Source organism: uncultured Shewanella sp., assembly GCF_947501665.1.
Classification (GTDB): domain Bacteria; phylum Pseudomonadota; class Gammaproteobacteria; order Enterobacterales; family Shewanellaceae; genus Shewanella.
The window spans coordinates 1-305 of sequence record NZ_CANMWS010000103.1 but is presented as its reverse complement, the minus strand read 5'-3'; the positions used below and the strand labels follow the sequence as shown (position 1 = coordinate 305).

The following is a 305-nucleotide window of genomic DNA, read 5'->3' as shown; positions in this document are numbered from 1 at the left end:
TATATTTCTCCCCGCACTGAAAAAGAAGCTCAGATTTGCACCCTCTGGCAAGAAGTCTTAGATGTAGAGAAAATAGGCGTGCATAGTGATTTTTTTGAGAATGGTGGGGATTCACTTCTTCTTATAAGGTTGGTGAGTCTAATAAATATTACTTTTGAGTGTCACTTGTCAGTAAGGGACTGTTTTGTTCACAGGACAGTTGAGCAGATGGCTGATCTAATCTCCCGATCTCAAGGTGACTTTAAATATAAAGATTATTTAATAACGGGTTGTGATGAGTCAAAGCTCTATGATAAGTTTCCACT

Annotated in this window: 1 protein-coding gene; it reads left to right on the top strand. The window is 38.0% G+C overall.

Going from position 1 to position 305, the window contains the following annotated elements; translation table 11 throughout:
• Positions 1-305, top strand: a 305-nt coding sequence (locus tag Q0976_RS24095; RefSeq protein ID WP_299497406.1) for a phosphopantetheine-binding protein, incomplete at both ends; no start/stop codon positions are given.